16 protein-coding genes, 1 tRNA gene, 2 pseudogenes and 1 riboswitch are annotated in these 19,994 nt (G+C 72.7%); of the genes and pseudogenes, 10 read left to right on the top strand and 9 right to left on the bottom strand.

What is annotated here, in order from left to right; genetic code table 11:
• Positions 1–198 precede the first annotated feature (198 nt).
• A complete protein-coding gene (locus PV410_RS03320) occupies positions 199–822 on the top strand; it encodes a TetR family transcriptional regulator (RefSeq protein WP_500322178.1) in 624 nt (207 codons plus the stop codon).
• Between the two features lie 14 nt (positions 823–836).
• On the opposite strand, the gene PV410_RS03315 is transcribed toward PV410_RS03320, so the two are convergent.
• Together PV410_RS03315 and PV410_RS03310 are read right to left on the bottom strand one after the other, a co-directional pair.
• Positions 837–1,070, bottom strand: coding sequence for a ferredoxin (locus PV410_RS03315; protein ID WP_500322177.1), 234 nt, complete (start codon positions 1,068–1,070; stop codon positions 837–839).
• Between the two features lie 4 nt (positions 1,071–1,074).
• Complete coding sequence (locus PV410_RS03310; RefSeq protein ID WP_500322176.1) at positions 1,075–2,538, bottom strand: aldehyde dehydrogenase; 1,464 nt, start codon at positions 2,536–2,538, stop codon at positions 1,075–1,077.
• Between the two features lie 115 nt (positions 2,539–2,653).
• On the opposite strand from PV410_RS03310, the gene PV410_RS03305 reads away from it, so the two are divergent.
• The 6 genes from PV410_RS03305 (at position 2,654) to PV410_RS03280 (ending at position 10,085) form a co-directional block, all read left to right on the top strand.
• Positions 2,654–3,658, top strand: coding sequence for a Strvi_7410 family MBL fold metallo-hydrolase (locus tag PV410_RS03305; protein ID WP_500322175.1), 1,005 nt, complete (start codon positions 2,654–2,656; stop codon positions 3,656–3,658).
• A 101-nt stretch (positions 3,659–3,759) separates the two neighbouring features.
• A riboswitch (cobalamin riboswitch) is annotated at positions 3,760–3,835 on the top strand.
• Positions 3,836–3,945: 110 nt separating this feature from the next.
• Positions 3,946–5,082, top strand: a complete 1,137-nt coding sequence (locus PV410_RS03300; RefSeq protein WP_500322174.1) for an SCO2321 family membrane protein — start codon at positions 3,946–3,948, stop codon at positions 5,080–5,082.
• Positions 5,079–5,708, top strand: a complete 630-nt coding sequence (locus PV410_RS03295; protein ID WP_500322173.1) for an SCO2322 family protein — start codon at positions 5,079–5,081, stop codon at positions 5,706–5,708. The genes PV410_RS03300 and PV410_RS03295 overlap by 4 nt, the downstream gene beginning before the upstream one ends.
• 785 nt (positions 5,709–6,493) lie before the next feature.
• Positions 6,494–7,603 (top strand): CbiQ family ECF transporter T component, encoded by a 1,110-nt coding sequence (locus PV410_RS03290; RefSeq protein WP_500322395.1) that lies wholly within the window; start codon positions 6,494–6,496, stop codon positions 7,601–7,603.
• Positions 7,600–9,213 (top strand): ABC transporter ATP-binding protein, encoded by a 1,614-nt coding sequence (locus tag PV410_RS03285; protein WP_500322172.1) that lies wholly within the window; start codon positions 7,600–7,602, stop codon positions 9,211–9,213. The genes PV410_RS03290 and PV410_RS03285 overlap by 4 nt, the downstream gene beginning before the upstream one ends.
• The gene (locus PV410_RS03280; RefSeq protein WP_500322394.1) at positions 9,165–10,085 is read left to right on the top strand and encodes an ECF transporter S component; all 921 of its coding nucleotides are present in this window, start codon (positions 9,165–9,167) and stop codon (positions 10,083–10,085) included. The genes PV410_RS03285 and PV410_RS03280 overlap by 49 nt, the downstream gene beginning before the upstream one ends.
• 285 nt (positions 10,086–10,370) lie before the next feature.
• On the opposite strand, the gene PV410_RS03275 is transcribed toward PV410_RS03280, so the two are convergent.
• Positions 10,371–11,540 carry a steroid 3-ketoacyl-CoA thiolase gene (locus PV410_RS03275; protein ID WP_500322171.1) on the bottom strand — a complete coding sequence of 390 codons (1,170 nt, stop codon included), beginning with the start codon at positions 11,538–11,540 and terminating at the stop codon, positions 10,371–10,373.
• Positions 11,541–11,881: 341 nt separating this feature from the next.
• Between PV410_RS03275 and PV410_RS03270 the strand changes: the two genes are divergently transcribed.
• On the top strand, positions 11,882–13,135 hold the full coding sequence (locus tag PV410_RS03270; protein WP_500322170.1) for a cytochrome P450: 1,254 nt from the start codon (positions 11,882–11,884) through the stop codon (positions 13,133–13,135).
• A 64-nt stretch (positions 13,136–13,199) separates the two neighbouring features.
• Positions 13,200–13,274, top strand: a tRNA-Val gene (locus PV410_RS03265).
• Positions 13,275–13,341: 67 nt separating this feature from the next.
• Here PV410_RS03265 and PV410_RS03260 read toward each other — a convergent pair.
• The 4 genes and pseudogenes from PV410_RS03260 to PV410_RS03245 all read right to left on the bottom strand — a co-directional run.
• A pseudogene (locus PV410_RS03260) lies at positions 13,342–13,512 on the bottom strand (site-specific integrase); the annotation flags it as partial.
• 44 nt (positions 13,513–13,556) lie between these two features.
• Positions 13,557–15,218, bottom strand: a complete 1,662-nt coding sequence (locus PV410_RS03255; RefSeq protein WP_500322169.1) for a beta-propeller fold lactonase family protein — start codon at positions 15,216–15,218, stop codon at positions 13,557–13,559.
• Positions 15,219–16,033: 815 nt separating this feature from the next.
• On the bottom strand, positions 16,034–16,435 hold the full coding sequence (locus tag PV410_RS03250) for an HD domain-containing protein (RefSeq protein ID WP_500322168.1): 402 nt from the start codon (positions 16,433–16,435) through the stop codon (positions 16,034–16,036).
• A gap of 197 nt (positions 16,436–16,632) precedes the next feature.
• On the bottom strand, positions 16,633–17,223 hold the full coding sequence (locus tag PV410_RS03245) for an Imm21 family immunity protein (RefSeq protein WP_500322167.1): 591 nt from the start codon (positions 17,221–17,223) through the stop codon (positions 16,633–16,635).
• 1,236 nt (positions 17,224–18,459) lie between these two features.
• Here PV410_RS03245 and PV410_RS03240 point away from each other — a divergent pair.
• Positions 18,460–18,666, top strand: a pseudogene (locus tag PV410_RS03240) (Imm51 family immunity protein); the annotation flags it as partial.
• A gap of 225 nt (positions 18,667–18,891) precedes the next feature.
• Here the strand turns inward: PV410_RS03240 and PV410_RS03235 are convergent.
• Both PV410_RS03235 and PV410_RS03230 read right to left on the bottom strand, forming a co-directional pair.
• On the bottom strand, positions 18,892–19,365 hold the full coding sequence (locus PV410_RS03235) for a VOC family protein (protein WP_500322166.1): 474 nt from the start codon (positions 19,363–19,365) through the stop codon (positions 18,892–18,894).
• A gap of 258 nt (positions 19,366–19,623) precedes the next feature.
• Complete coding sequence (locus PV410_RS03230; protein WP_500322165.1) at positions 19,624–19,944, bottom strand: hypothetical protein; 321 nt, start codon at positions 19,942–19,944, stop codon at positions 19,624–19,626.
• Between the last annotated feature and the right edge of the window lie 50 nt (positions 19,945–19,994).

Below are 19,994 nucleotides of genomic sequence, written 5' to 3'. Positions count from 1 at the left end.
TTCCCGCCACGCCGTGCCTGCGGCCGCGCCCGGTGTTCGTGTGCGGCTCCGTTGCGCCTGCGGCGGGCGGGGGATGCCCGCCGCAGGCGCGAACAACCCGCACACAACCACCGGGCCGCAAGGGGCACCCCCCGCAGAAGGGCACCGCAGTACGCTGGGGGCCGGTTCCGCACGGCGCACAGATTCGGATTGGGACAGATGACCGCAGCTCCTCAGCCGACGCCGTCCCCCGTGCCGCTGACCGAGCGTCAGGAGGCCCGCCGCCGCCGCATCCTGCGCACCAGCGCCGAGCTCGCCGTGCGGGGCGGATTCGACGCCGTCCAGATGCGCGAGGTCGCCGAGCAGTCGAACGTCGCACTGGGCACCCTCTACCGCTACTTCCCGTCCAAGATCCATCTGCTCGTCGCCACGATGCGGGACCAGCTGGAGCACCTCCACGAGGCGCTGCGCAAGCGCCCGCCCTCGGCGGCCGAGCCCGCGGACCGCGTGGCGGAGACGCTGATGCGCGCCTTCCGCGCGATGCAGCGCGAACCGCACCTCGCGGACGCCATGGTGCGGGCGCTGACCTTCGCCGACCGTTCCGTCAGCCCGGAGGTGGACGCCGTGTCGCGGCTGACGACCGCGATCGTCCTGGACGCGATGCGGCTGGACGGGCCGCCCGGGCCCGAGCTGCTCTCCGCGGTCCGCGTCATCGAGCACACCTGGCACTCGGCCCTGGTGACCTGGCTGTCGGGACGCGCCTCGATCGCCCAGGTGAAGATCGACATCGAGACGGTGTGCCGGCTGATCGACCTCACCGATCCGCGTCGCGCGAAGCCCTGACTCCTCCGGCCCGGTCACTCCTCGGGCGGGAAGACCGCCTCGCCGGAGCCGGCCAGCGTGATGCTGATCGCCTCCACCGGGCAGCCCTCCGCCGCCGCGAGCAGCGCCTCGGCGGCATCGGTGTCCGGGGCCGCCGGGTGGGACTGGCGGGCGGAGTCGAGGGTGAAGCCGCCCGGCGCGGAGTTCACGCACATGCCCGAGCCGATGCACACCCCCCGGTCGACCTCGATGTGCCACCGGTCCCCCACGGGGTCAGCCCTCCCAGCCGGCGGGCAGGTGGATCATCTTGTGCTCCAGGTACTCGCCCAGCCCCTCGGGGCCGAACTCGCGCCCGAGCCCGGAGTTCTTGTAGCCGCCGAAGGGTCCGAGCATGTCGAGGCTGAAGGTGTTGACGTTGAAGGTGCCGGTGCGCACCCGGCGGGCGACGTCGATGCCGTGCTCGACGTCGGCGGTCCACACGCTGCCGGACAGGCCGTAGTCGGAGTCGTTGGCGATGCGGACGGCCTCGGCCTCGTCCTCGTACGGCAGCAGGCAGATGACCGGGCCGAAGATCTCCTCGCGGGCGATCCGCATGGAGTTGGTGACGTCGCCGAAGAGGGTGGGCTCGACGTACCAGCCGGTGGGCTGCGCCTGCGGGCGGCCGCCGCCGGTGAGGACCTTGGCGCCCTCCTGCTGGCCGAGGGCGATGTAGTCCAGGGAGCGCTGCTGCTGGCGGCGGGCGACCAGCGGCCCGACCTGGGTGGCGGGGTCGAGGGGGTCGCCGACGACGAGCGCGGAGGCGGCGGCCGCCAGGCGCTCGGCGGTCTCGTCGTAGCGGGAGCGGGGCGCGAGGATCCGGGTCTGCGCGACGCAGGCCTGTCCGTTGTTCATCCAGGCGGCCGAGACGATGCCGGGGACGGCGGTGTCCAGGTCGGCGTCGGGCAGGACCAGTGCGGCGGACTTGCCGCCGAGTTCCAGCGTCACGCGGGTGAGGTTGCGGGAGGCGACCTCCATGACGCGCTTGCCGGCGGCGACCGAGCCGGTGAAGGAGACCTTGTCGACGCCGGGGTGGCCGACCAGGTACTCGCTGACCTCGCGGTCGGCGGGCAGGATCGACAACACACCCTCGGGCAGCCCCGCCTCGGCGGCGATCTCGCCGAGCAGGTACGCGTCCAGCGGTGACTCCGGCGAGGGCTTGAGGACCACCGCGCACCCGGCGAGCAGCGCGGGGGCGAGCTTGGCGGCGGCGGTGAACTGCGGGACGTTCCACGGGACGACGGCGGCGACGACGCCAGCCGGCTCGCGACGCACGAGGAGCGGCCCGAGCACGCCGGCCCGTCGTTCCTCCCAGGTGAAACCGCGTGCGACGGTGATCGCGGCGTCCCACACCATCATCGCGCCCAGCGCCTGCGCGAGCACACTCCAGGAGTAGGGCGAGCCGTTCTGGGAGCTGATGACGCGGGCGATCTCGTCGTGGCGCACGGCGATGGCGTCCTTGATGCGCGTGACGACCGCGATGCGCTCGTCGAGGGTCGTACGTGGCCACGGGCCCTCGTCGAAGGCCCTGCGGGCGGCGGCGACGGCGCGGTCGACGTCCTCGCGGGAGGCGTGCGGCACCCGCGCGAAGACCTGCTCGGTGTGGGGCGAGACCACCTCGATGGTGCCGGTGCCGAGCGGGTCCACCAACTCCCCGCCGATGAAGAGCTGTCCGTGTTCGACGATCCCGTTCCCGTCCATGCCTGTCCCGTCCCGCCTTTGGCTGATGCCTCGTCAGAAAGTGACTCTGCTTCAGAACTGATACCAGTTCTAGTTATGGTGGGCAATGCATGCGACGGAGCGGAGAGGGGCCCTCATGGAGCACGGCGACGGCATCTGGAGCATCCCGGTCCCGATCCCCGACAACCCCCTGGGGCACACGCTCGTCTACGTCGTCGACACCGACCGCGGCACCGTCCTGGTCGACACCGGCTGGGACGACCCCGCCTCCTACGACGCCCTCGCCCACGGCCTCACCGCGCTCGGCACCCGTGTCGCCGACGTCCACGGCGTCCTGGTCACCCACCACCACCCCGACCACCACGGCCTGTCCGGCCAGGTCCGTGAGGCCTCCGGCGCCTGGATCGCCATGCACCCCGCCGACACCGCCGTCGTCCGCCGCGCCCGCGGCGCCGCACCGGGCCTGTGGCTGGACTACCTCGCCGTCAAACTCGCCGCCGCCGGCGCCCCCGAGGAGCACCTCGCCCCGCTGCGGGCGGTGCGCGCCGAGCGCCGCGCCGCGAACGTACCCGGCCTGCGGCCCGCCCTGCCCGACCGCGACATCGTCCCCGGCGAGCGGGTCCCGCTGGCCGGCCGCGCCATCCGCGCGGTGTGGACCCCCGGCCACACCCCCGGTCACGTCTGCCTCTTCGAGGAGGACGGCCGCCGCCTCTTCTCCGGCGACCACCTGCTGCCCGGGATCTCCCCGCACATCGGCCTGTACGAGGACCCCGACGAGGCGACCGCCGGCGACCCCCTGGGCGACTACCTCGACTCCCTGGAACGCGTCGCCCGGCTCGACCCCGCCGAGGTGCTGCCCGCCCACAAGCACCCCTTCACCGACGCCGGCGCCCGCGTGCGCGAGCTGCTGGACCACCACGCCGACCGCCTCGCCTCGCTCCGCGCCCTGATCGCCGAGGCCCCGCGCACCCCGTGGCAACTGGCCGAGGCCATGCAGTGGAACCGCCCCTGGGAGCAGATCCCCTTCCCCTCCCGGAACATCGCCGTCGCCGAGGCCGAGGCGCACCTGCGCCGCCTGGTCAAGCTCGGGCACGCCGAACCTGTACCCGGGTCGGATCCGGTCGCGTACACCGCGGTGTGAGGCCGCCGGTGTGAGCCAGACCGCACACGGCCGGGCACGGCCCGGCGCGCGGTCCCGGCTAAGGTGTGGTCGACACACCAAGTCCAATCACGTCCGAGCGGGGGAAGCCGGTGCGAATCCGGCGCTGACCCGCAACCGTGAGCCGTCCCCGCCCGGGGAGGGCCCAGCCGGAGCACCCGCGCGGACGGGAGCGGCTCTTCCGTCGAGGTACACGGAGCCGGAGCCCGGTGCCGTGACCGCGCGCCCGCATCCGGCTGCGCGACCGCTCACCCGAAAGGCACCACCCGATGCACCTGCGCCGCACCGCCGCGGCCGCCCTGGCCGCCTTCAGCACGCTCCTCATAGCCGCGTCGCCGTCACCGTCGCCCGCGGCGGCGCCCGCCGCGCTGTACGGGGAGGGCGACCCGACGTACGACGGCGTGTGGCGTCAGTCGTACGCGCTGCTGGCGCTCCATGCGGCCGACACGGACCCGGCCGGTGACGCGGTGGAGTGGCTCGCCAAGCAGCAGTGCGCGGACGGCGGCTTCGCCTCGTACCGTCCCGACCCGACGGCGCCCTGCGACCCGAAGACCGAGGACACCAACGCCACCGCCATCGCGGTCCAGGCGCTCGCCGTCCACGGCCAGGACTTCGCCGTCGAGCGCGCCGCCGAGTGGCTCGCCAAGGTGCAGAACCGCGACGGCGGCTGGTCCTACAACCCCGGCGGCGCCTCCGACGCCGACTCCACCGGCGTCGTCATCGGCGGCCTCAAGGCCGCCGGCACCGACGTCAAGTCCGTGACCACCGACGGCCGCTCGCCCTACGACGCGCTGCGCTCCCTCCAGGTGGCCTGCGGCAAGAAGGACGGCGGCGCGTTCGCCTACCAGCCCGACCCCAAGTCCGGCGCCCTCGCGGCCAACGCCAAGGCCACCGCCGACGCCGTGCGCGGCGCCGAGGGCGCGGGCTTCGTCGTCGAGGCCCCCGACCGGGACGTCCCCGTGCGTGCCGAGTGCGGCGGCAGCGCCTCCGATGCGGGCGCCGCCTGGCTCGCCGGTGGTCTCACCGCCGGCGGCAGCCACGTCGACGCGGTCACCCCGGGCTCCGACCAGAAGACCCCCGACTTCGGCACCACCGCCGACGCCGTCGTCGCCCTCGCCGCCGGCGGCCACCTCGACGCCGCCAAGGGCGCGTACAACTGGCTCGCCGCCAACTCCGCCGCCTGGTCCAAGGACAACCCCACCGCCCTCGCGCAACTCGCCCTCGCCGCGTACGCCACCGGGAACCCCCTGCGCGACCACATCACGCAGCTCAGCGCCCTCGGTCCGGTCGCGGAACAGAAGCCCGACTCCTCCGGCGGCAGTTCGGTGTGGTGGATCGTCGGCGCCTGCCTGGTCGCGGGCATCGGCATCGGGGTGCTGCTCGCCGGCCGGAAGCACCGGCTGTGAGGCGGCCGCCCCTCACGGCGGCGGCACTCCTCCTGGCCCTGGTGGCCGCCCTCGTCGCGACGCCCGCGCACGCGGCCACCTACCGGTACTGGTCCTTCTGGCAGCGTGACGCGGCCACCGACGCCTGGGCGTACGCCCGGACCGGCCCCGCCCTCAGCCGCCCCGGCGACGGTGCCGTCGAGGGCTGGCGCTTCGGCGTCAGCCCCGACGCCGACTCGGCCGCGCGCCCCCGCGGCGCCGCCCGGTTCGCCGACGTCTGCGACGGCACCCCGGCCCGCCCCGGCACCAAGCGCGTCGCCCTGCTGCTCGACTTCGGCACCGCCGCCGGCGCCCCGGCCGCCCGCACCGCCTGCGCCCGCGTCCCCGCCGACGCCACCTCCGCCGACGCCCTGGCCGCCGTCGCGCCCCCGCTGCGCTACAACTCCGCGGGCCTCGTCTGCGCCATCGCCGGCTACCCCGCCACGGGCTGCGGCGAGCAGGTCACCGACGACGCCGCGGCCCCCGCGCCCGCGCCCGCGCCCTCCTCCGGTCCCGCGCTCGGCACGTACGGCGCCGCCGCCGTCGTCCTCGTCGTCGCCGCGGCCGCCACCTGGCAGGTCCGGCGGCGCCGGAGCGACCGCCCGTGACCACCGCCACGCCCCTGCGGTGGACCAGCGGCGCGCCGGTCTCCGGACCGCGTGCCCTGCGGGCCCTCGCCCTGCTTGCGCGGCTGCGCCCGCACAACCGCGACGACCTGACCGGCCCGGCCGCCCGGCCCCGGCGGACGGACCTCCCCTCTGCCGACACCCCCGCCGAACCGCGCACGGGCGATGCGACCACCGCGCAGGCCGAGGTATCGGGCGCCCCCGCCCCACTGCGTCCGCGCACCCGGGAGGACCTGGCAGGCCCGACGGCGCCGGAGCGACCGCCCGTGACCACCGCCACGCCCTCCCCGCGGCCCGGCGCCGCCGCCCTCCCCTCGCGCGCCGCCAGGGCCGCGACGCAGGGCGAGGATCCGCGGTGCCGACGCCACCGCGCCGGCACCGCCGGACCCGCGGACGGTCCGACCGGCACGCCGGCCACGGCAACGCGGACCCAGCGGGACGACACCCCCCTGGGCAGCGCCGACACTCCCCTCCACAAGACCGGCGAACCACGCACGGCCACCGCACCCCACGCGCGGGCCGCGACGCAGCGCCACGGCCAGTCGGCCGCCCCGGCCATCCGCCCCGGCGGCGCGGCAGCACGGCTCCTGGGGGACATCGCCCCCGGGGGCGGCGCCGGCGAACCGCCCACGGGCCACGCAACCGCCCTGCCTGGCGCGGCAACCCGCCCCCGACAGGTCCTCACACCGCCCGCCGGGGGCGACCACCGCACCCTCCCCCGCAGCGCGGAAGGCGGCGGCTCCGCCCGCTTGCGCGCGCTGCTCCGGCTGCCGGACCGCACCAAGGACGCGGGCACGGAGGGCGGACGGGCGGGACGGAGGCGCGGGCCGCACGCGGGGGCGTGGTGGCTGTGGGCGCTGGGGCTCGCCACGGCCGCGTCGCGGACGACGAATCCGGCGCTGCTCGCGCTGCTCGCCGCCGTCGCCGGATACGTCGTGGCCGTGTGCCGGGTGCCGGACGCGCCCTGGTCGCGGTCGTACGCCGCGTTCCTCCGGCTGGGTCTGGTGGTCATCGCCATCCGGCTCGCCTTCGCCGTCGTCCTGGGGTCGCCGATCCCGGGCACGCACACCGTGGTGTCCCTCCCCGAAGTGCCGCTGCCCGACTGGGCGCGGGGCGTCCGTCTCGGCGGGCGGGTCACCGCCGAGGGGCTGTGGTTCGCCTTCCGGGAGGGCATGAAGCTGGCCACGCTCCTGGCGTGCCTCGGCGCCGCCAACGCCCTGGCCAACCCCGCGCGGCTGCTGAAGTCGCTGCCCGGCGCCCTGTACGAGGCGGGCGTCGCCGTGGTCGTCGCGATGACGTTCGCGCCGCACCTGGTCGCCGACGTCCGGCGGCTGCGGACGGCCCGGAGGCTGCGGGGCCGCGCGGACAAGGGCGTACGGGCGCTGCTCCAGGTCGGCCTGCCCGTGCTGGAGGGCGCGCTGGAGCGTTCCGTCGCCCTCGCGGCCGCCATGGACGCCCGCGGTTACGGCCGTACGGCCGAGGTGCCGCCCGCCGTGCGCCGGGCGACCGCCGCGCTGACCCTCGGCGGGCTGCTCGGGCTGTGCGCCGGCACCTACGCGCTGCTGGCCGCCGCGGGTGCCGCGTACGGCCTGCCCCTGCTGCTGGCCGGTCTGGCCGCCGCCGCCGCGGGGCTGCGGCTCGGCGGGCGCCGTTCCGTCCGCACCCGCTACCGTCCCGACCGCTGGGACGCGACCGCGTGGCTGATCACCGCCTCGGGCGTGGCCGTCGCCGCGCTGACGATCTGGGCCGCCGGGGCCTCCCCCGCCGACCTGGATCCGCCCGTGGTGCCGCTGACCGCGCCGTCGCTGCCGCTGTGGCCCGCGGCCGCCGTCCTGCTGGGGCTGCTGCCCGCGCACCTGAAGGGAGCCCGCCCGTGATCCGCTTCGAGCAGGTCTCCGTCACGTACGCGGGCGCCGCGGCGCCCGCCGTCGCCGGTGTCGAGCTGACCGTCCCCGAGGGGGAACTCTGCCTGGTCGTCGGGCCCTCCGGCACCGGCAAGTCCACCCTCCTTGGCGCCGTCTCCGGGCTGGTGCCGCACTTCACCGGCGGCGTCCTCACCGGCCGGGTCACCGTCGCCGGGCACGACACGCGCCGCAACAAACCGCGCGAACTGGCCCATCTGGTGGGCACCGTGGGCCAGGACCCGCTCGCGCACTTCGTCACCGACACCGTCGAGGACGAACTCGCCTACGGCATGGAGTCGATCGGCCTCGCCCCCGACGTGATGCGCCGCCGTGTCGAGGAGACCCTCGACCTGCTGGGTCTGGCCGACCTGCGCGACCACCCGATCAGCACCCTCTCCGGCGGGCAGCAGCAGCGCGTCGCCATCGGTTCCGTCCTCACCGTCCACCCGCGGGTGCTGGTGCTGGACGAGCCGACGTCCGCGCTCGACCCCGCCGCGGCCGAGGAGGTGCTCGCCGTGCTGCAGCGGCTCGTCCACGACCTGGGGACGACCGTGCTGATGGCCGAGCACCGCCTGGAGCGGGTCGTGCAGTACGCCGACCAGGTCGTCCTCCTCCCGGGCGGGGGCGCCGCCCCGGTCTCCGGTCCGCCGGCCGAGGTCATGGCGCTCTCGCCGGTGCGTCCGCCGGTCGTCGCGCTCGGCCGGCTCGCGGGCTGGTCCCCGCTGCCGCTGTCGGTGCGCGACGCCCGCCGCGCCGCCGCCCCGCTGCGCGAACGCCTCGACGGCCGCACCCCGCCCGCGCCGCCCGCGCCCGCCGCGGGCGAGCCCGTCGCGGCCGTGGCGGGACTCACCGTGCGCCGCGGACGGCTGGAGGCGCTGCGCGGGGTCGACCTGACCGTACGGCCCGGCGAGACCGTGGCCCTCATGGGCCGCAACGGCGCGGGCAAGTCCACCCTGCTGTCCACCCTCGCCGGGATGCGGCCCCCCACCTCGGGAAGCGTGACCGTCGGCGGGCTGGAGCCGTCGCGCACCAGGCCCGCGGAGCTGATCCGCCGCGTGGGCCTGGTCCCGCAGGACCCCCGGGACCTGCTGTACGCCGACACCGTCGCCGCCGAGTGCGCCGCCGCCGACACCGACGCCCGCGCCACCCCCGGCACCTGCCGCGCCCTCGTCGGCGAACTGCTGCCCGGGGTCGCCGACGGCACCCACCCGCGCGACCTGTCCGAGGGCCAGCGCCTCGCGCTCGCCCTCGCCGTCGTACTGACCGCCCGGCCCCCGCTGATCCTGCTCGACGAGCCGACCCGCGGCCTGGACTACGCCGCCAAGGCCCGTCTCGCCGCGCACCTGCGCGCCCTGGCGGCGGACGGCCACGCCGTCGTCCTCGCCACCCACGACGTCGAACTCGCCGCCGAACTCGCCCACCGCGTCGTCGTCCTCGCCGACGGCGACCTCGTCGCGGACGGCCCCACCCCCGACGTCGTCGTCTCCTCGCCCGCCTTCGCCCCGCAGGTGGCCAAGGTGCTCAGCCCGCTGCCCTGGCTGACGGTCGGCCAGGTCGAGGCGGCCCTGGCGGGCACGGCGTGACCGCGCGTCCACCGCGCGCGGTCCGGCTGGGCCGCCGGGCCGTCGTCGCGCTGACGCTTGTCTCGGTGATCGGCGTCGCCGCCTTCGGCTGGCCGCTGCTCGCCGAGCCGGGCTCGGGGCTGGCCCACAGCGAGGACGCACCCTGGCTGTTCGCGCTGCTGCTGCCGCTGCTGCTCGCCGTCGTCATGGCGACGATCGCGGACGACGAGGAGGGCCTGAGCGCCAAGTCCGTCGCCATGCTGGGGGTGCTGGCCGCCGCGGGAGCGGCGCTGCGTCCGCTCGGCGGCGGCACGGCGGGCATCGAGCCCATGTTCTTCCTCGTCGTGCTGTCCGGCCGGGTGCTCGGCCCCGGCTTCGGCTTCGCGCTGGGGGCGTTGACGATGTTCGCGTCGGCCCTGCTCACGGGTGGGGTCGGGCCGTGGATGCCGTTCCAGATGCTCTCGATGGGCTGGGTGGCGCTCGGCGCGGGCCTGCTCCCGGGCGCCGGCGGGCTGCGCGGCCGGGGCGAGCTCGTCCTCCTCGCCGGCTACGGGGCGGTGTCCTCGATCGCCTACGGAACGATCATGAACCTGCAGGGCTGGCCGTACCTCGGCGGCATGTCCTCCGGGGTCTCCTTCGTGCCGGGCGGTCCGCTCCCCGACAACCTCGCCCGCTTCGCCGCGTACTGCCTGGCCACCTCGCTCGGCTGGGACGTCCCGCGCGCCGTGCTGACCGCCGTCCTGGTCCTCACCCTGGGCCCGTTCGTGCTGCGCGCCCTGCGCCGGGCCACCCGGCGCGCCGCGTTCGGCGCACCGGTGGCCTTCGTGGACGTACACGGTGGCGGGGACGGGAGCGGAGACGGCGCGTCGCGCGTGCCGCCTCAGGCACGCTGACGGGCCGGCGCCGCGAACCAGCGCGCGCGACGCGGGGCGCCGAGCGCAGGAACGCGCCGAAGCCGTCGGTGTCGCCGGGGTCGGCCGGCGCCGCCCGCACGCCGTGCGCCGCGAGGTCGGCGCGGCAGCTCCCGCTGTTGCCGATCGGCACGTCGCGGGTCCCGCTCGCGGTGTGCGGCCGCACCGGCACGGCCGGCCGCCCGTCGCAGCTGCCGTCGGCCCGGTCCCTGGCCCGGCGCAGCGCCCCGGCGCAAGGCCCCGGTGCGCTGCCCGCGTCCCGCCGGCTCAGATCCGCTGGATGATCGTGCCCGTCGCGAGCGCCCCGCCCGCGCACATCACGATCAGCGCGAACTCCTTGTCCGCGCGCTCCAGTTCGTGCAGCGCGGTGGCGATCAGACGGGCCCCGGTGGCGCCCACGGGGTGGCCGAGGGCGATCGCGCCACCGTTGACGTTGACCTTCTCCAGGTCCTGGTCGAAGACCTGGGCCCAGGACAGCACCACCGAGGCGAAGGCCTCGTTGATCTCGACGAGGTCGATGTCGTCCAGCGTCATGCCGGCCTTGCCGAGGACCGCGCGCGTCGCATCGATCGGTCCGTCCAGGTGGTAGTGCGTGTCAGCGCCGACCAGCGCCTGCGCCACGATCCGGGCCCGCGGGCGCAGCTTCAGCGCCCGCGCCATCCGCTTGGACGCCCACATCACGGCCGCCGCGCCGTCGGAGATCTGCGAGGAGTTCCCCGCGGTGTGCACAGCCGTCGGCATGATCGCCTTCAGCTCGGCCAGCGCCTCCATGCTGGTGTCGCGCAGCCCCTCGTCACGGTCGACCAGCCGCCACATGCCCTGGCCGGCGAGCTGCTCCTCCTCCGTCGTGGGCACCTGCACGGCGAAGGTCTCCCGCTTGAAGCGCTCCTCGGCCCAGGCCCGCCCGGCCCGCTCCTGCGAGATCAGCCCGAGCCGGTCGACGTGCTCCCGGGTCAGCCCGCGGCGCCGCGCGATGCGCTCGGCCGCCTCGAACTGGTTGGGCAGGTCCACGTTCCACTCGTCCGGGAAGGGCTTGCCGGGCCCGTGCTTGGAGCCGCTGCCGAGCGGCACCCGCGACATGGCCTCGACGCCGCAGCCGATGCCGATGTCGATCACCCCGGCCGCGATCATGTTGGCGACCATGTGGTTGGCCTGCTGCGAGGAACCGCACTGGCAGTCCACGGTCGTCGCGGCCGTCTCGTACGGCAGCCCGCAGGCCAGCCAGGCGGTGCGCGCCGGGTTCATCGACTGCTCCCCGGCGTGAGTGACCGTACCGCCGACGATCTGCTCCACGGCGTCGGGCTGGATGCCGGTGCGGCCGAGCAGTTCGCGGTACGTCTCACCGAGCAGGTAGGCGGGGTGCAGATTGGCGAGCGCGCCGCCGCGCTTGCCGATGGGGGTGCGTACAGCTTCGACGATGACGGGTTCAGCGGCCATGTACCTCGTCCTCTCCTCGGCCGCGGGGCGTCCCGGCGCCCACGGCAGAACTAGTACGCGTTCTAGTTCCGCCCAGCAGTCTGATTACCGGCGGTACGCGGGCGCAAGGGTCGTGCACCAAGCCGGCCGATCCGCACCGTCACGGGCCTTGCGACTTGCAGGGGCCGGAGCTACCGTCCACAGGCACATCTGATGGAGCGTCAGCAAGCGGTGCGCGGGGACGTCCGCGGGCCGCCGCCCAGGGAAGCCCCGGAGACCACCACGGAGACATCCGGACCAACCGGATCACGACCCGGACCACGACCCGGACCACGCCGGACCACCCGGACCAGGAGCCGCCGATGTCCGCCACGCCGCCGCCCCCCTCCTGCCCCGCCCTCCCCGACGGCTTCGACTTCACCGACCCGGACGTCAACCAGGAGCGCATACCCCTCCCGGAGTTCGCCGCCCTCCGGCGCACCGCACCCGTCTCCTGGATCCCCCAGCCCCACGGCATCGCGGGCTTCGGGGACGACGGCTACTGGGCCGTCACCCGCCACGCCGACGTCAAGACGGTCTCCACCACCCCCGAGACCTTCTCCTCCCGCACCAACACCGCGATCATCCGCTTCAACGAGCACATGCAGCGGGACCGCATCGACGCCCAGCAGCTGATCATCCTCAACATGGACCCGCCCGAGCACACCCGCCTGCGGCAGATCGTCCAGCGCGGCTTCACCCCCCGCGCCATCCGCGCCCTCGAGGACGCCCTGCGCCGGCGCGCCGAACGCATCGTCGCCGGCGCCGCCGCCCACGGCAGCGGCGACTTCGTCACCGACGTCGCCTGCGAACTGCCCCTCCAGGCCATCGCCGAACTCATCGGCGTCCCCCAGGAGGACCGCGGCAAGATCTTCGAGTGGTCCAACAACATGATCGGCTACGACGACCCCGAGCTCGCCATCACCGAGGAGATCGGCACCGAGTCCTCCATCGAGCTCATCTCCTACGCGATGAACATGGCCGACGAACGCAAGGCCTGCCCCGCCCACGACATCGTCACCAAGCTCGTCGCCGCCGAGGACGAGGGCAACCTCACCACCGACGAGTTCGGCTTCTTCGTCCTCGTCCTGGCCGTCGCCGGCAACGAGACCACGCGCAACGCCATCACCCACGGCATGCACGCCTTCCTCACCCACCCCGACCAGTGGGACCTCTTCCGCGCCGAGCGCCCCCGCACCGCCGCCGACGAGATCGTCCGCTGGGCCACGCCGGTCACCTCCTTCCAGCGCACCGCCGCCCACGACACGGAGCTGGGCGGAGCCAAGATCCGCGAGGGCGACCGCGTCGGCATCTTCTACGCCTCCGCCAACCACGACCCCGAGGTCTTCACCGCCCCCGACACCTTCGACGTCACCCGCGACCCCAACCCCCACCTCGGCTTCGGCGGCGGCGGCCCCCACTTCTGCCTCGGCGCCAGCCTCGCCCGCCTCGAGATCGACCTCATCTTCAACGCCATCGCCGACACCCTCCCCGCCATCCGCCTCGCCGGCGCCCCCCGCCGCCTCCGCTCCCCCTGGCTCAACGGCGTGAAGGAACTCCGTGTGACCTACACCTGACCCCGAGCGTGCGTTTGCTGGTCACGGGGTATGGCAGGGTAAGGTGTGCTTTCGCGTGTCCAGCGGGCGTGTAGCTCAGCGGTAGAGCGCTGCCCTTACAAGGCAGATGTCGGCGGTTCGAAACCGTCCACGCCCACCAGTAAAAGACCCCCAGCCGGTCATGGCTGGGGGTCCTTGACATCCAGATCTGACATCAACGGCCACGCTCACTCGCAGCCGGGACGCCTCCGCAGCAGCCGGCCCATGTGGCTCACGGCCTCACGCTGGGTGTCCTGCACGACGTGTGTGTAGACGTTCATCGTGACGGCGATCTGGGAGTGGCCCAGGATCTCCATCACCACGCGGGGCGCGACGCCGGCCGCGGTCAGCAGCGCGGTGATGCCGGCGAGGTGGACGCGCCGGGTGCCGTGCTCGATGGAGATCAGGGTGTACAGGCGCTTGAGTGAGACGGTGTCGAGGTGCAGGAAACCGGCGGCGATGATGCCGTGGGCCTGGTGGGTGAGGAACTGGCGCCAGGTCGGGCCGGAGCGTTGCGGGGCAGGGTCGATTCAGGCGGCATGAAGGATTTCCCAGCCTGTGGATGGGGCGATCGGGTAGCCGAGGCAGGCGAGTTCGCCTTGTGTTCGGCGGTGGCCCCAGCTGCTGTTTTCGCGGGCCAAGGGCAGGATGAGCCGCTTGACGGCCGGGGTGACGGATGGGCGGCCGGGGCGACGGTGCTGGGCGAAGGTCCATCTGCGTGCGGCAAGTTGCCCATGCCGGCGCAGCAGTGCGGTAGGGGTGACTGCGAAGGCCGCGCGCCATCGCCCGCGTGGGACCCACCGCGACAGCACGGCCGGCCGGATCCGCTCGCCACGGTGACGGAGGTGGGGTTGCCGTTCACGGTCGCGGTGAACGTACCGGCGGCGTACGTGTGGCTGGTCTGCCCGCTCCCGGTGGCGTCCAGGGCGACGGTGACCGTGGAGCTGCCGTCCCCGAAGTCCACCACCGCTGTCCCGCTCGGAGTGCCCCCGGAAATGCTGAACGTCACCGATTGCTCGCACTTCGGCGACGTGGGTGAGGTCGTCACCGTCAATGGCGAAATCGCCGTCACGTTCGCCGAATTGGCGTTGGTGACGTAGACGTTGCTGTTCTGCGCCGCCGCCACGTAGAACGGGAACGCGCCGGCGGGGACGGTGGCCAGAACCGCGTTCGTGGCACTGTCGATCACGGTCACGTTGTTCGAATTTGAGTTGCCGACGTAGACCTTGCCGGTCGGCGCCACCGCTATCCCGAACGGGCCCCCGCCGGCGGGGACGGTGGCCAGGACGGTGTTCGTGGCACTGTCGATCACCGTCACGTTGTTCGAGACGGTGTTGGTGACGTAGACGTTGCCGTTCGGCGCCACCGCGACCACCCCCGGGACCGTGCCGGCGGGGACGGTGGCCAGGACGGTGTTCGTGGCGCTGCTGATCACCGTCACGTTGTTCGAGGTCTGGTTGGCGATGTAGACGTTGCCGTTCGCCGCCACCGCCGCCGCGCCAGGGAACCCGCCGGAGGGGAGGGTGGTCAGGACGGTGTTCGTGGCGCTGTCGATCACCGTCACGGTGCCCGCGTTTCGGTTGGCGACGTAGACGTTGCCGTTCGGCGCCACCGCCACCGCGTCCGGGACCGCGCCGACGGGTACGGTGGCCAGGACCGTGTTATTGGTACTGTCGATCACCGTCACGTTGTTCGACGTCGAGTTGGCGACGTAGACCCTGCCGTTGGGCGCCACCGCCAACGCGAACGGGCCCCCGCCGGTGGGGACAGTGGCCAGGACCGTGTTATTGGTGCTGTCGATCACTGTTACGTTGTTCGAGCTTTGGTTGGTGACGTAGACGTTGCCGTTCGCCGCCACCGCCACCATGGCCGGGCTCGAGCCGACGGGGACGGTGGCCAGGACGGTGTTCGTGGTGCTGCTGATCACCGTCACATTGCTCGAATTGGCGTTGCCGACGTAGACGTTGCCGTTCGGCGCCACCGCCACCGGGATCGGGCTCGTGCCCGCCGGGATCGTCACCGTGGAGAACGCCGCGCTCAACGGCGCGGCCACACGCCCTTGCACAGCGGGCACCTCAGATCCGCCCGCGGGGTTCAAGCGATTGTGGGGCAAGTCTTTCTGTGTTGCTGCGAAGGCGTGAGGAGCAGCGGTCGGCAGGAGGGCGAGGGAAAGGGCTGCCAGGATGACGCTCAACCGGGTGAGCCATTGGTGCCGTGCGCTACGGCGTAAGTCTGCGAAGACGCCGCTGGATATGAGCGCAGGGGAGATGAGGGACATTGTTTCTCCAGGCCGGTCGGCTCTTGGGAGCCGTCATGATGAATTGCGACGGCTGAGCAGCAATAAGAGCCCAGCCGTCCGTCAATGCACATCCTTTGGGCCGCCACGGTGCTCTGCCAGCCGGAATGCGCTGAACGTGACCGCTTCCCGGGACTTCTCTCATGAGCTCAGCAATGTTTCTGTTGCGCTTCACGCAGCGTCATCGTGGACGTCTTATGGGCGCAGATAGCGCCGCGACGGCCAGGAGCAGCCCAGCCTGATACCCAGCGGCGTTCGACCGGGGAGCTGATCTCAGTCGTGGTCTCATTCCCATGCGTTCAGCCCCGTCCAGACGAGTCCCGCCTCCGGCCGGAACCTGCACGAACGAGCCAACGTGAACAGAGGGGAATGATCCCGTACCGACCTGTGATGGCATACGCAGACTTGGAAAGCGTGCACGTGAGTCATTCGGTCGAGCGACGGCAGCGACGGCAGCGCTGAGGCAACGGGGGCGAACGACGGCAGCTCTCACCAACCCGCCGCAGCGGTCCCGAAAGCCTGCCGGCGCGAGCTACAGGGGGTGTGCCCGCATCTTGTAGGCGCTGGCTTGGTCGTGGCTGACATCACCAGATGACTGTGACGATGGGGGTGGCGCTGTCCCGGTGGCCTGACCCGCCAAATGACACGGCCAGCTCCGCCGACAACCCGCGCTGCTCCGCTTCATAGACGGCGCCCGAGTGATGGGCGACCAGGCGCACGAGCCGATCGGGGGCGCCCAGAGCTTCGAGGCGCCGTGCGCCATCGATCGGGTGAAAGCCGGTGTCTCGCAGCCCCGGGGCGTAGCCAATGTCATGGAGCCAGGCGGCAGCCACGAGGAGATCACGCTCATCCGCCGGCACCGCCGCAGACACTTCACGGGCACGCGCTGCAACGGCCTGCGTATGCAGCCATCGGTCCCCAAGCGGCGGCAACAACGACTCGGCCAACTCGGCCGTTCCCTGGGGCGTGTCCAGCGCAAAAGGCATGGACCGCACGGTAGCTGAGCACCGCGAGGAGTCGACAGTCCCGCAACCCTCACGGGTTGATCAAGGTGGACCGAACCGCATGCACGGTTCCTGCAACCCTTCTCATCCTCCTTTGGTCCTGCACGGGCTTACACCGCGGAGACCCACGTCAACGCCGCCACTGCCCTTGGCGACCAGGACCAATCTCGACCACCTGTTTAGCCATCCGCGGGAAGAAGCTGTACCAAGCCGACCCAGTTGTCCTCGTCCGCCTCGGTGTGAACGGCGCGGACCCTCCAGCGGCCGGCGGGCAGCAGGACCGGCGCCTGCGCGGGCATGCCACCACCGGGATATTCCACGTTCAGCTCGGCGCCAGCCGCGGCGGAGTCAAAGAGCACGGCCGGGCCGTCCGACACCCACGTGCCACATTCTTCCCACGGGGTGTCGGGGTCTCGAAGGACAGTCTCCGCTGCGGCCTTCAATGTGGCTGCAGAGTCGGCGGCGAGCCAGCGTAGGAAGGCCCGATGCTCGAGCAAATAGCAGCTCATAGCTGGCTCGTCCGCCAGTACCAATGCCTGCGTGCCGTTCTCACCAATGGTGATCACGCCTGCGAGGTCGTCCACGGCACATGCCCGGTCGTAGTCGTCTGGAGCGGTCGCGTCTCCAGTAAGTACGCCGGTCTCGGTGGCGCCGCGCCACGCAGGCAGCGCAGAGACGGGAACGACAATCAAGGGGCCGCCCAACGACTCAACCCAGACTGGAGAGGGGGGAGACAGGTCGGCACCTCCGGCAGTCGAAGGGGTGCTCATGCCCACAGTGTGCCGCAGCCCACCGACAGCGCTGTCGCGGGCACCGTGACCAACTATGCCTCAACGCCAAAGTGGTCATGTGATCCCCGCAAGCCAGGCAAGACACGAGCAACGGCTACGCAGCGCGGTAAGACTTTCCCTACTTCATCAAGGCGGCTCGCTCCGCTCGCCGCGCGCGGCCCCGGCTCGCCGCCGGGCCCGACGCTCTTGTCTCCGCCCCGCTCCGGGCCCGGCTACGCCGGCCGCGCGGCTGTAGCGAGCACACCCGAGCGGTGGACGGTAGCCGCCGGTGGCTGGGCCCGGTCGGCTCCACGGCTTTGGGCAGCCACCATGGGGCGAGCCTCGAAGATCGGGGCCCACATCGGGCTATTGCGGGCAGGTCCAGAGACTGCCCGCTTCGCGACCAGCGTACGGGCCCCGATCTCTCGCCCCACGGCAACTCCAGCCCAAAGCCGCTCCCGCCGACCTCATCGGGCCCGTGTGCGATCGTCACGCCTCCAGGTACGTTGAGCCGTCAGCCGAGGGGGAACGCTCGCGAGGGAGCGCCCCGCAACGCGTGGCTGCGGGGCGCCGATCCACTTTCACAACGGGCCCTGGTGGGGTTTAGTCGACCGTCTGCCCGTCGTACATACCGCCCCTGCAGGTCGGGAGCACGGGCGTCGACCGATCGATCGTTCCGCCGCCGTCCGTGCACTCACCCGGGGTGACGCTGGCCGGGGTTACGCTGGCCGGGGTGACGCTGCCGGCGGTGGCGGTGGCGGCGCCTGTGAGGCCGAGTCCGGCGAGGGCTGCCGTGGCGAAGACTGTGGCGAGGATTCGTCGAATGCGCATTTGGTTCGCCTTTCACAGATTGCCTCGGTTGGGGCACTAGCCAGCTTGATCTTCACCCATATGGGTGGCACGTCATGTTGGGCCATTCGAGTGACAGTGTTGTCGGGTGCGGGGTCGGTGACGCGACCCGTCAGAGCGGATGGAAGCCCGTGCCACATCCGTGCCAGAAAGAGCGGATCCCAGCGGTCAAGAGCAGTCAAGCGCGACGCCTCGCGATTAATCACCAGAGGCCGTTTGCGCTGGTCAGCGTCAACCCCCTCCGTGACGGCCCGGTGATTCCCAAGCTCAGAGCGCGGTTTCTATTCGCGGAGTGAGACGCAGCCGTGACACTCCCGCGCCCTGAAGCTGGCGCCCGACTTTTTGCAGTGGAGCGCGGACACCTGTCAGGCTCCGCCCCTGGATCCGATGAGGCTGTTTGAGCCTGCCCCTGGTGAGTACTCGCTCTTGCTCGACGCCGGAGCCGCGACTGTAGGCGGCGTAGTCGATGAGCTCGGTCATGAGCCCAACGGGTACTTCTGGGAAGGTGTGGCTCGGTGGCTCGTCAGTACCGAGGCGCCGGCGCTCGAAGGGCGTTTCGACTACGACTCGGAGGCGGGCCTGTTCTGCGCCCGCGGTACGGATGCCCGCGCTCCGGCGCCTCCACACGCTCGCGGAAGCGGTTGCTGCAGCAGAAGTCAGCGTTCCCGGCCCTATCTCGTGGGGGTAAGGATTTCCCGCAGTACGAGATCAGTCGAGCAGACCGCAACGGACGTCCCGCCCATGGATCGCATCGAGAGGGTCACCAGCGCGGATGCCGTGCCACTGTCGTGCCGGAGCGGGCGGCGGGAAATCCACAGGTCAGGCCGGTGTGGCGGCGTCCTGGGTGGTGGAGTCCGCGAACGCCTCGGGACCCTGCTCCGCCGCTGCCGGGTCCATCCACATGACCTGCCAGCCATGGCCGTCGAGGTCGAAGAAGCTGCGTGAGTACATGAAGCCGTGGTCCTCGGCGGCATCCGCCTCGGAGCCGCCCGCCGCGAGGGCGGCGGCGCTGACCGTGTCGACCTCATCGCGGGACGACACGCTGAAGCAGTACAACGCCAGCGTGTGCGTGGTGGGGTCGGCCATCGGCAGTTTCGCGAACTCCGCGAACTTCCCGCGGCTGAGCAGCATGACGAAGGCCTGCTCGCCGACCAGCATGCAGGCTGCGGACTCGTCGGTGAACTGCGGGTTGAAGCCGAACCCGAGCTTGGCGAAGAACGCCTTGCTGAGTTCGAGGTCCGCTACGGGGAGGTTCACGAACAGCATGCGGCCGGGGTGTGCGGGATTCGTCATGGTGGGTCTCCAGTCGGGGGCTCGATGGCGTACGTACTGAGAGACCGGCCTGGCCGGCGGAACTCATCGGTGTACCTTCGCCGGCTGCCCGAACAGCAGACGCGGCCGCTTGGACACCTTCGCCCATCAGCTACTGGAACGGCCGGGGCTCCCCCTACCTGCCAACGCCCGACACCGGCTGACGACCGCCCGGAGCATGCCCGGTGGGCGTGCGGTGAGAACCGCACCGGCGGCCGTCAGCTCTCGTGCGCATGGGGATCAGATGACGGTCAGCGTCAGGACCGCCGTGTACGTGCCGGGGGGCGTGGAGGTCGGTGCGTCGAAGTCGAGCCCGGCCCCGGCATCAGCGGTGCCGGGGCCGATGCCGGTGGCCAGTGTCCGGGACTCCTTGAGCCCGTTGCCGTCGCCGGGTACGACCGGGGCGCCCGGCGTGATGGACGGGACATTGCCACGGTCGGCGATCGCGGGGGCCCAGGTCAGGCTGCTCCCGTCGATGGTGCTTCCGGCCGGGCCGGTGAAGTCGCCGACCTGGCCGGAGACCGTCCAGCCGATGTTGCCGGCGCGCGCGGATCGCCGCAACCCGGGGCGACAGCCCGGTGAAGGACGGACAGTGAACGCACCAATGCCGA

Source organism: Streptomyces sp. PA03-5A (assembly GCF_033792725.1).
In the GTDB taxonomy this organism is placed as follows: Bacteria; Actinomycetota; Actinomycetes; order Streptomycetales; family Streptomycetaceae; genus Actinacidiphila.
The sequence above is the reverse complement of the archived record's forward strand: the minus strand, read 5'-3'. Positions and strand labels throughout refer to the sequence as shown.